This is a genomic window from Streptomyces sp. URMC 126, assembly GCF_051386555.1.
GTDB lineage: Bacteria > Actinomycetota > Actinomycetes > Streptomycetales > Streptomycetaceae > Streptomyces.
Map to the genome: position 1 here is coordinate 1 of NZ_JBPQTX010000259.1, position 10,194 is coordinate 10,194.

Below are 10,194 nucleotides of genomic sequence, written 5' to 3' on the forward strand. Positions count from 1 at the left end.
CCCCCGGCCCGGGCCCCGCCGCCCCGGGCGCCCCCCTCGACGAGGAGGTCTACGACGGTCTCCTCGCCCTGCTCGCGGAGGTCACCCCCGTCGTACAGGCGCTGCCGCCCGCCGCCGCGCTCGCCGATGTCCGGGGTGCCACCCGGTACTTCGGCCGGGATCCCGTCGGGCTCGCCGCCCTGCTGCGGGTCCGGAGCCTCGCCCGGTACGGCGTCGACTGCGCGGTCGGCGTCGCCGCCAACCCGATGCTGGCGCGGATGGCCGCCCAGGACGCGGCGCCCGGCGCGGTCCGCGTACTGCCGGCGGACGACGCCGAGGTGGCCGCTTTCCTCGCCCGCAAACCGGCCGCGGCCCTGTACGGGGTCGGCCCCGCCACCGCCCGTACCCTCTGCGCGTACGGGCTCGACAGCATCGGCCGGATCGCCGCCGCCCCGCTCCCCGCGCTCCAGCGTGTCCTGGGCGCCGCGGCGGGGCGGACGCTGTACGAACGGGCGCACGGCATCGACCCCACGCCGGTGACCCCGGAGGCGCGGGCCCGCTCGATGGGCGCGGAACACCGGTTCGGCGCCGACGAGCTGGACCCGGCGCGGCGCCGGCGCGCCCTGCTCGCGCTCGCCGACGGGCTCGGGGCCCGGCTGCGCGGCGACGGTCAGGTCGCCCGCGGTCTCACCCTCACCGTCCGGTACGCCGACGGCTCCACCACCACCCGGACCCGTACCTTCCCCGAACCGACCGCCCACACCCCGGAGTTGACCGTCGTGGCCTACGAGCTGCACGGCGCGCTCGGTCTGCAGCGGGCCCGGGTGCGGGCGGTGGCGCTGCGCGCCGAGGGGCTCGCCGACGCCGAGGGCGCCCCGCGGCAGCTGACGTTCGACGCGGCCGACGACAAGGCGCGCCGGGTGGAGGCGGCCGTCGACCGGGCGCGGGCGCGCTTCGGTCCGTCGGCGGTGGGGCCGGCGGCGGCGCTGCACGTCGCCTGAGTGAGGCCTGGGCGGGACCGGGGGCGAGGCCCGGGTGATGCCGGGGTGGTGCCGGTCCGGCCCCTGAGCCGCGTCGGCGTCGGGCCGGGCGCTCCGTCCGTCGCCTCGACGTCCTTCGCCACCTCGCTGTTACTGCCGCGTAACTGGCCGAATTCGTACGAACGAAGAGATGGCGAACTTATTGACGAAGTCATGACCTTCCCGCAACCTACTCGCACGTAAGTTGATGCCCTTTCAGCGCGAGGCCTCCCCTCCGGTCGTCGTGTCGCTGCCGTGCGCCCTCTTCCACCTGCGAGGTTTCCTTTATGTTCGGAATTCGAAGACTTTCCTCTGTTTGCGGTGTACGCCGTCTGCTCCGCGTCCTCGGCACGCTGCTGCCCGCCATCGCCCTGGTGCTGGCCGCGGGGGCGGCGGCGCCGGCCGCCGACGCCGGTACGCGCACGGTCAGCCGTGGCTGGAACGACTTCTCCTGCAAGCCGTCGTCCGCCCACCCCCGGCCTGTCGTCCTGATCCACGGCACCCTCGGCAACTCGGTGGACAACTGGCTCTTCCTCGCGCCCTACCTGGTGAACCGCGGCTACTGCGTCTTCTCGCTGGACTACGGCCAACTCCCCGGCGTTCCCGTCTTCAACGGCCTCGGCCCGGTGGAGAAGTCGTCGGCCCAGCTCTCCGCCTACGTCGACCGGGTCCGCGAGGCCACCGGCGCCCCGAAGGTGGACCTCGTCGGGCACTCCCAGGGCGGCGGCGTGATGCCGCGCTACTACCTCAACTTCCTGGACGGCGCGGGCAAGGTGAACTCCCTGACCGGGCTGGCGCCTTCCAACCACGGCACGACCCTCTCGGGCCTGACCAAGCTCATGGACAAGGTCCCGGGCGCCCGCCAGGCGATCCACGGCACCGCCCCCGGCCTCACCGACCAGGCCGTGGGCTCGGACTTCATCAAGAAGCTGAACTCCCGTCCCGACACGGTGCCCGGCGTGCGCTACACGGTCGTCGCCACCAAGTACGACGAGGTCGTCACCCCGTACCAGACCTCGTACCTCTCCGGCCCGAACGTCCGCAACATCCTGCTCCAGGACCGGTGTTCCGTCGACCTCTCCGAACACGTCGCGACCGGCACGATCGACCGCGTCGCCTTCAAGGAGGTCGCGAACGCCCTCGACCCGGCCCACGCGTCCCCGGCGACCTGCGCGGACATGGTGAGCTGAAACGTTCCACCCGACTGACGAGGAAACGTTTGCCCAGCCCTGGGGCGCCCGCACCGGCCGAACACGGCCGACGCGGGCCCCCTCCGCCTTGTGCGCGTCAGGGGTGTGACCGCCGGAATGGCGGCCCGTGAGGACGGTCGGGTCCGTGGCCCGGCTCAGATCACGGGTTCCGGTCGCCTCCGCGCGCGAGGAGCTCTTCTTCGCCGGTTACACCAACTACTTCCTGTGGACCCAGGTGCCCGTCCTCTCCGAGCTGCTGCGCCGCAAGGCCGGTGCCGGGTGCCGGGTGCGGTTCCTGCTCGGGGATCCCGACGGAGAGGTGACCCGCAACCGGGAGGCCGTCGAGGACGCGGAGCTGACGGTCTCGGCGCGCATCAGGACGACGCGGCGGCACCTGCGCTCGCTGGTCCCCGCCGTGGAGGCCCGCTTCAGCGCGCCCGCCGACGCGGTCAACCACGTGAGCCTGTCGGTCTTCCGCTTCGACGGCAGCGCGCTGGTGACCCCGCACCTGGCCAGTCTCGTCGGGCACGACTCGCCCATGCTGCACCTGCGGAAGCAGGGGGACGGCGGGCTGTTCGACCGGTTCACGGAGCACGCGGAGGAGTTGTGGGGGCGGGGCGTCCCCGTGCGCGGGTGAGGCCAGGGGGCCCGGCTGCTCAGGCCGGCGCGGTGGGCCGCGTCATCGTGAACTCCGGGCGGGGCTCGCCCGGGCGGACCGGGCGGGCCTCTCCCGTGCGGGTGAAGCCCCGCCGCAGGTAGAAGCGTTCGGCGCGGTCGTTGCCGTCGGTGACCCGGAGGCGGAGTGTGGTGTGGCCGTGCTCGGCCGCCCAGGCGAGGGCCGCGTCGAGGAGCAGGTCCGCCGTGCCCGAGCCGCGGGCGGTGGGGGCGACCCAGAAGGAGACGAGGTCGGCCGTCCGAGGGCCGTCGGGCAGTACGCCGGCGAGTCCGCACGGCTCGCCGGCGCGCTCCGCGAGGAACGTGTTGCGCCGGACGAGGCGCTGCCGCCACGTCTCCTCCGGGAAGACGTGCTCCCGGGCCCAGGTGGAGCCGAACGCCTCGGGCGCGTCGGCGAGCGCGGCCAGGCGGACGGACCGGTAGAGCCGCCACTCGTCGGAGTGCAGGGGGCGGGCGGTGATCGCTGTGGTCGCCTCCGTCATGGCGTGACCGTCCCAAGCCGGGGCGGGAAGGAGCAAGTGAATTTATGGCGGCGCGTGGGGATATAAGGAGCGTAAGTGGGCGTATTCCACACTCGCGTTGACAATCTTAGGGTTGCCTAACCTAAGGTCGGTTCCGTGAGCGAGAACCACCCCCGTTTCGTCGCGGCCCCTCGCACGCGCCCCGCGCCGCTGCACGCGATCGCCATCGGCGTCGCGATCCCCGTCTAGCGGCCCTCAGTACGACGGCACCTCCGTAGAGCGGTCGGCCCGGCCTTCCGGGCCGGCCTCCGACCTCGGTCCGCCGCGCGGCCCCACCCGCCGCTGGCCCCCTCGGCGTACCCGCGGCACCCCCGCGGACCCTGACCTCGCCCTCGGCCCGAAAGGCGCTCCCGTGCGGCTGAATGATCGATTCCTCTCCCTTGGCGCCGATATCCGCGTCACCGATGCCCGCGTTACGGATGTCCGCGTCGCCGACGTTCGTTTCCGCCCGTCGGCGCTCCCATCGGAACTTCCGTCGCCCCGCCGCGCCCCGGAGGGAGCCGTATGAGCGGGCGGGACACGGCCGGTGACGTGGAGAGCGGGCTCGTCGCCCGCGTCCTCGACGCCGTACTCCGCGAGGACGTCTGCCGGCTGCGCGGCACGGCGCGGGCCGTGAGCCGGCCGGACGGGGAGCGGCTGGCGCTGACCGTGGCCGGGGAAACGATCCTGCTGCCGGTCGCCTACGACGGCCCGGGAGGTGCGGCGCGCGTCCGCGCGGCCCTGCTGGAGACCCCGGACGGCGTCGTCACCGGACTGGACGCCGTCCTGGCGCGGTTGCGTCCGGCGGCGGACCCCCGGGAGCACGCCGGGTTCGACGACTTCGCCGCCGCCTGCGCGGCCGAACTCACCGCCCTGCGGCTGCGCGAGCGGACCCGCGACGAGGTCACCGAGCGGCTGGCGACGGCGTACGGGCGGAGCGCCGCCGAGTGGACCGGGCCGCGCGGGGCCCTCGCGTACGACGTCCTCGCCGCCCGCCGCCCCGACCCGGACCCCCCGACGGGCCGCCCCGGGACCCCCGAGCCACCCGAACTTCTTGCCTACGCGCCCGAGTTTCACCCCTGCTTCGGGCTCCGCTGGATCGCCCTGCCGGACGCGGCGGTCCGCCGGGGGCCGGAAGGGCTCCCCGAGTGGTGGCCGGCGCCCGGCGACCTCGGCCTCCCCGACCTGTCCGCCACCCACACCATGCTGCCGGTGCACCCGCTGACCGCCGGCGCGCCGCTCGCCCGGGCGCTGCGCGCCACAGGCCTCGACGGCACGGCGCGGCTCGCCGAGAAGCCCTGGGCGGACGTGGTCCCGACGCGCTCCACGGCGACCGTCGCCCTGGCCGAAGCGCCCGGAACCCGGCTCGACCTCCCGCTCCCCACCGCACTCCCCACCGCATCCGCCACCTCACCCGCGACCGCGTCGCTCCCCGCCGGTCCCGCGACGCTCGCCGACGCCGTCGTGACACAACGGCTCCTGGACGAAGTCCTGCTGTGCGAACCGCACTTCGCCCGCTCCGTCCTCCCGGCCGACGCGGACACCTACCTGCACGCCGGGCACCCGCTGCTCGCCGTCCGGGTCCGGCGCGGCCCGCGTGAGCCGGCGGACGGCCACACGGTCCCCGTCGCCGCGCTGGCCGCGCCGGACCCGGACGGCGCGACGGTCGCCGACGTGCTCGCCCGCCGCTACTACGGAGGTTCGGTACGAGCCTTCGCCGACGCCTGCCTGACGCTGCTGCTGGACTGGTGCACCACCCTCTTCTCGTACGGCATCGCGCTGGAGACGCACCCCCGGGACTTGGCGGTCGTCCTGGACGAACACCACGGCCGCACCCGGCTCCGGCTCCTCTACCGCGACCACGCCGGCCCCCGCGTGAACGGGGTCCGGCTCGCCTCCCGGCTCGGCGGCGAGGCCGCGGACCTCCTCGGCTTCGCCGACCGCGGCATCCTCGCCGGACACGACGGCCCCGTCGCCGACCTCCTCGCCGCCGGAGCCCTCCGCCGCTGCGCGGTGGACCACCTGGCCGCGCTCGCCGGAACGTCCCGGGGCGACGGCCTCCGCCTGTTGCGCACCCGCCTCGCCGAGGCCCTGGACCGCATCCCGCCCGGCGCCGCCACCGTCCTCCGCACCCGCCTCCTGGACGCCGGCCGCCTCCCGGCCCACGCCGCCCTCACCCCGACCCTCCGCCCGGGCGCACCCCCGTACGTGAACGTGCCGAATTACCTGGCGGCGCCGTGGGGGTGAGGAGCGCGGGCCGGGGGCGAGGACGTGGTGCAGGCGTGCGCGTCGGGACACTCCTCGGTGACAGGGACTACGCGTCACCGTCATGTGCGACAAGCCGGGGTCACCCTGCGGTGCGCTCACCGGGCGACGACGTGGACAAGGCCCGCCCCTTCCCCGTCGGCGTGCGGGACGAGTACAACACGGGCGCGGAAAGCGTGAAGCCGCTTGACGCGGACCGGCTGTTCGGGAAGCGTCGACGCAAGAGCGCGCAACCGACCTGATGCGGGAGGGGACCATGCCCCTACAGTTCATCGGAATCGACCCGACCACCTCGGGCAACGGCTCGGCGACGGTCTGGGTGGAGGAAGAGACGGCTGATCTGGTCCTCCAGGGCGAGGAGGCCGACGAACTGGTGAAGGCGCTGGTGGGTGGGACGGAATGGCTTCCCGGTCACGCGACGGGTATTCCGGCGCATGAGAGGGTGATCCGCGTTCCTGCCCGCATGGTGCCCGTCTTGAGGGAGGCGTGTGATGCGTCAGAGCGACGTGCCCGCATTCGATGAGCTGCTGAGGGGCGCCCGGCACACGGCCGTGCACCTGGAGATGCGGGACGTCTACGGAGTCGGTGACGAGGCGGAGGGATTCACCGAGTTCGAACGTTCCGGCCGCGTCGATCTCGACCCCGACGCGGCGTTCTGGCGGGGGTGGACCCCCCTCGTACGCGAAGCCGTCGGCAGGGGGGTGGTGATGCGGCGGGCCCGCATCGTGTCCGAGCCGGTCACCGACTACATCCGCTACGAGCACGCGCTGACTCCGGTGAACGTCGCGCTGGGTGAAAGCGTCCGCTGGCTGCCGCGGCGGCAGGCGTCGGACATCGCCTTGCCGGGCAACGACTTCTGGGTCTTCGACGGGCGGTTGGTTCAGTTCAACCACTTCACCGGCGACGGAGACTGGGACGACCCGAAGCACTCGATGTCCGAGGACCCCGCTGTCGTCGAACTGTGCTCCTCCGCGTTCGAGGCTGTGTGGGACCGCGGAATCCCGCACGAGCAGTACACCGTCTGACCCACTCCGCGTCGGCATGCATGTTTCCCCCTCCTCCAGTGCCCAGGCGGCCCGTGAAGCGCTCGCGACGCGTCTGCGGCACCTGCGCGAAGACGCAGGCCTCACAGGACGGGAGCTTTCCGCCCGGTGCGGCTGGCATCCTGCGAAGACCACCCGTATCCAGAAGGGCCAAGCCGCCCCTACAGAGTCGGACGTTCGCGCATGGTGCGCGGCCTGCGGTGCGCAAGACCAGGCGGAGGACCTGATCGCCGTCTCGCGTGCGGTCGACTCCATGTACCAGGAATGGCGCAGGCTTCAGCGCAACGGCATGCGCCGACTCCAAGAGAACGTGTACGAGCTCAATGAGCGGGCGTCGCACCAGAGGGTCTACGTCTCCAATGTGGTTCCCGGGTTCTTCCAGACGCCCGCCTACGCGGCCGCCCTCATGCAGCGGATCACCGACTTCCATGGCACTCCGGACGACGTCGCCGAGGCGGTGGCCGCCCGTGTCGCCCGCTCGCGGTTCCTGTACGAAGGCGGTCACCGTTACGCCGTGGTCATGGAAGAGACGGTTCTCCGGCACCGTATCGGTACTCCGGAGACGATGGCAGGCCAGCTTCGCCACCTCCTCGCCGTCATGCGCCTGCCTTCGGTTTCCCTGGGCATCATCCCGTTCGGGGCGGAGCGCACGATCTGGCCCCTTGAGGCGTTCTACCTTTTCGACGATCAGCGGTGCGTCGTCGAGACGCTCACCGCCGAGGTCAACGTCGTCCAACCCCGCGAGCTCACCGACTACGCGCGCGCGTTCGGTGAGCTGTCCGGCACGGCCGTTTACGGCCCCGCTGCCCGGTCACGGATCGAATCGGCGATCAACGCTCTTCATTAAACTGCGCAACTTCTCGCAACTTCGTTGCCCAGACCGGCATTGCACCGGCACGGTGGTCGTCTTGTCCGTGCCTTGTCGCCTGTCGCCGGTTCCTTTCGCAGGCCCCGCGCGTTCGGGAGCAAGGGCGCCTTTGCCTCGGCAAAGCGAAGACTTGATCGGGAGGGGCATCCATGCACCATCCTGTACGGCTCGCGCCCGTTCCCCATGCAGTGATCATGCAGCCCACCACTCTCTGCCTGCCGATGGACTGCTCGTACTGTTATCTGCCGTTTCGCAAGGCGAAGAACCTCATGGCGGTAGGTGTCGCCGAAGCGGTCGCCCGGTCCGTCAACACGTGGGCCGCCGAGGACCCGCGGTTCGAGGTCGTATGGCACGGCGGCGAGCCGCTGGCCACGGGGCGCGCCCATCTGGCGTCACTCATGGCTCCGTTCCGTGGGGTGAAGCACAGTGTGCAGACGAATGCCGCCCTGATCGATGACGCCTGGTGCGCATTCCTGCTGGAACACGATGTCCACGTCGGGGTCAGCATCGACGGTCCCGTGGACATGAACCACCGTCGCCTCACCCGGGCCGGCCGTCCGGGATTCAGTGTGATCATGCGGGGCATCGATCGCCTGCGCCGGCACGGCATTCCGTTCTCCGCCATCGCCGTCGTATCCGAACCCGATTCGGCGAGCGCGGCTCGTTTCTACGCTTTCTTCGCAGATCTGGGCGTCACCGCCCTCGGCGTCAACGTCGAGGAGCAAGAGGGTGTCAACGCCGGGCCCGCGGCCGTGGACACCGTACGGGCGACGCGGTTCTGGGCGGCACTCACGGAGGCTTGGCACGCCAATCCCGTCGTGCGTCTGCGAGAGATCTCCCGAGTCCTCGACTTCGCCGGAACCGTCCTGGAGACCCGGGCTCCCTTCCCGACCCCTGCTTCAGCCCCCTGGGATGCCCTCCCGACGGTGACCTACGACGGTGGCGTGATCATGCTTTCTCCCGAGTTCGCGGGGTACACCGACTCGCGCTTCGGCGACTTCACCACCGGCAACGTCCTCGAAGACGGTTTGGACGTCCTCGTGGCGGAAGCCGAGCAGCGCACCCCATGGATCGCCGAGTTCCGGGAGGGTGTGGCGGCCTGCCATGCCACCTGCTCCTATTTCGCGTTTTGCGGAGGAGCCCATCCGGCGAACCGGTACTTCGAGCACGGTGGTCGTATGGACGGTACCCGGACCCGTTACTGCACCACAGCGAGAATCGCCCTTCTCGAAGGAGTCGCACAGCATGCTCGAGAAAACGGCCAATGACCTCGTGCTGAACTCGCTCTCTGGCTTCCGGTCCCTGCTGGAAGTCGCGGGGAGGCACGTCATCGGCGCCTTCGACAACCGTCCGACCTGGGACAACCTCGCCCCTGCCTTCGACAACCGGCCCACATGGGACAACTGGAACAAAAAGAAGTGACCACTTGGTGTATGGGGTGGTCCTGCCGGCCGGCAGGACCACCCCATACACCGTGCGAAAGGAAACGGCACATGGCCAGCCGCATCTTCGGCCGCGTCACCATCACCACGCCCGACTTGGAGGAACCGGGCCTGTACCTCTCCAAGGTGGCGAATCTCCATACTCCGCGAGGCCGGATCCAGGACTTCTTGTACGGTGGTGCGGATCTCCGTTCTCTCGAACTGACGAACACCCAGCTCATCGCCGGGCGAATCAGTGAGGTCCGCTCGAGGGCAGCCCGGTTCACCGCCCTGGACATCCATGGCGTGGAGATCACCGGCAGCGATCTGGGTGCCGTCCACTGGGCGGCGGGCAGGCTCACTCGCGTGCACCTGCGTGATTGCAAGCTGCTGGGTGCGAGGCTCGATGATCTGGTGTTGGACGACGTTCTGTTCGAAGAGTGCAGGTTCGACCTCGCCACGTTCTCGAAAGCCCGCGCCAGGGGGCCCGTGGTGTTCGCCCGCTGTGTTCTCGCAGAGGCGACATTCATCGATTGCGATCTGTCCGATGCGGTGTTCTCCGAGTGCGCGCTCCGGCGCACCGAATTCGGGGCCGGCCGTTACCGGAACATGGACTTGCGGGGCAGCGATCTGTCCGAACTCCGGGGTCCGGGCAATCTGAGAGGGGTGCGCATCGACCAGGGGCAGCAGGCCGAACTCGCCGAGGCCTTGGTGACCGAACTCGGCGTCACTTTCGGAGGCGACTGACCGGAAGAGCGGCCTGCTCCCGCGTGCCCCCTCAGAACTCCCGTACGTACCTCCACTCCGCCGCCGCCCACGTGTAGCCGAGACGCTCGTTGACCGCCAGCATGGGGGCGTTGCCCGCGTCGTTGCCGGTGAAGGCCTCGGTGCAGCCCGCCGCGCGGGCGCGGTGGAGGGTGTGGGTCTTGACCAGTCTGGCGAGGCCCCGGCCGCGGTGGGCGCGGGCGGTGCCCGTCATGGCGGACATCATGCGGCCGTGGCCGTCGGCCAGGACGAGGGTGTACGCGACGGGGACGCCGTCCACGACGGCGGCCGTGGAGAGCGCGTGGTCGATGCCGGGCCGCAGCCACTCGGCGGTGAGCCACTCCTCGTAGGGCGGGACGACGACGGGGACGTCCCCGGGTTCGTCCGCCGCCACGGCGGTGTCCAGGGCGTGGAGGGGGCGCGGGTCGTCGGCGAAGTCGGTGAGGGGGTGCAGGGTGACGTTCCGGGG

The 10,194-nt window shown here is 71.5% G+C and carries 12 protein-coding genes; 10 read left to right on the forward strand and 2 right to left on the reverse strand.

Going from position 1 to position 10,194, the window contains the following annotated elements; translation table 11 throughout:
• The 3 genes from ACSNOK_RS25390 to ACSNOK_RS25400 all read left to right on the forward strand — a co-directional run.
• Positions 1 to 980 (forward strand): DNA polymerase Y family protein (locus ACSNOK_RS25390; RefSeq protein ID WP_436783087.1); only part of this gene is annotated, 980 nt, incomplete at its 5' end.
• Positions 981 to 1,285: 305 nt separating this feature from the next.
• The gene (locus ACSNOK_RS25395) at positions 1,286 to 2,188 is read left to right on the forward strand and encodes an esterase/lipase family protein (protein ID WP_436783088.1); all 903 of its coding nucleotides are present in this window, start codon (positions 1,286 to 1,288) and stop codon (positions 2,186 to 2,188) included.
• A gap of 145 nt (positions 2,189 to 2,333) precedes the next feature.
• On the forward strand, positions 2,334 to 2,825 hold the full coding sequence (locus ACSNOK_RS25400) for an XRE family transcriptional regulator (RefSeq protein WP_436783089.1): 492 nt from the start codon (positions 2,334 to 2,336) through the stop codon (positions 2,823 to 2,825).
• Between the two features lie 19 nt (positions 2,826 to 2,844).
• Here ACSNOK_RS25400 and ACSNOK_RS25405 read toward each other — a convergent pair whose 3' ends face one another.
• Positions 2,845 to 3,345 (reverse strand): N-acetyltransferase family protein, encoded by a 501-nt coding sequence (locus ACSNOK_RS25405; RefSeq protein WP_436783090.1) that lies wholly within the window; start codon positions 3,343 to 3,345, stop codon positions 2,845 to 2,847.
• Positions 3,346 to 3,888: 543 nt separating this feature from the next.
• Here ACSNOK_RS25405 and ACSNOK_RS25410 point away from each other — a divergent pair.
• The 7 genes from ACSNOK_RS25410 to ACSNOK_RS25440 all read left to right on the forward strand — a co-directional run bounded on the left by ACSNOK_RS25410 (position 3,889) and on the right by ACSNOK_RS25440 (position 9,707).
• Positions 3,889 to 5,610: an IucA/IucC family C-terminal-domain containing protein gene (locus tag ACSNOK_RS25410; protein ID WP_436783091.1), complete on the forward strand. Its 1,722-nt coding sequence runs from the start codon at positions 3,889 to 3,891 to the stop codon at positions 5,608 to 5,610.
• Positions 5,611 to 5,884: 274 nt separating this feature from the next.
• The gene (locus tag ACSNOK_RS25415) at positions 5,885 to 6,151 is read left to right on the forward strand and encodes a hypothetical protein (RefSeq protein WP_436783092.1); all 267 of its coding nucleotides are present in this window, start codon (positions 5,885 to 5,887) and stop codon (positions 6,149 to 6,151) included.
• Entirely contained in the window at positions 6,120 to 6,653 is a 534-nt protein-coding gene (locus tag ACSNOK_RS25420; protein WP_436783093.1) for a DUF6879 family protein, read from the forward strand. Before ACSNOK_RS25415 ends, ACSNOK_RS25420 begins: the two co-directional genes overlap by 32 nt.
• A gap of 16 nt (positions 6,654 to 6,669) precedes the next feature.
• Positions 6,670 to 7,518 carry a helix-turn-helix domain-containing protein gene (locus ACSNOK_RS25425; protein ID WP_436783094.1) on the forward strand — a complete coding sequence of 283 codons (849 nt, stop codon included), beginning with the start codon at positions 6,670 to 6,672 and terminating at the stop codon, positions 7,516 to 7,518.
• Between the two features lie 215 nt (positions 7,519 to 7,733).
• A complete protein-coding gene (locus ACSNOK_RS25430) occupies positions 7,734 to 8,807 on the forward strand; it encodes a radical SAM protein (RefSeq protein ID WP_436783095.1) in 1,074 nt (357 codons plus the stop codon).
• Positions 8,785 to 8,961 (forward strand): multiple cyclophane-containing RiPP AmcA, encoded by a 177-nt coding sequence (gene amcA, locus ACSNOK_RS25435; RefSeq protein ID WP_436783096.1) that lies wholly within the window; start codon positions 8,785 to 8,787, stop codon positions 8,959 to 8,961. The genes ACSNOK_RS25430 and amcA overlap by 23 nt, the downstream gene beginning before the upstream one ends.
• 71 nt (positions 8,962 to 9,032) lie before the next feature.
• Positions 9,033 to 9,707 (forward strand): pentapeptide repeat-containing protein, encoded by a 675-nt coding sequence (locus tag ACSNOK_RS25440; protein ID WP_436783097.1) that lies wholly within the window; start codon positions 9,033 to 9,035, stop codon positions 9,705 to 9,707.
• Between the two features lie 31 nt (positions 9,708 to 9,738).
• Here the strand turns inward: ACSNOK_RS25440 and ACSNOK_RS25445 are convergent.
• Positions 9,739 to 10,194: GNAT family N-acetyltransferase (locus tag ACSNOK_RS25445; RefSeq protein WP_436783098.1), on the reverse strand; the 456-nt coding region annotated here is incomplete at its 5' end.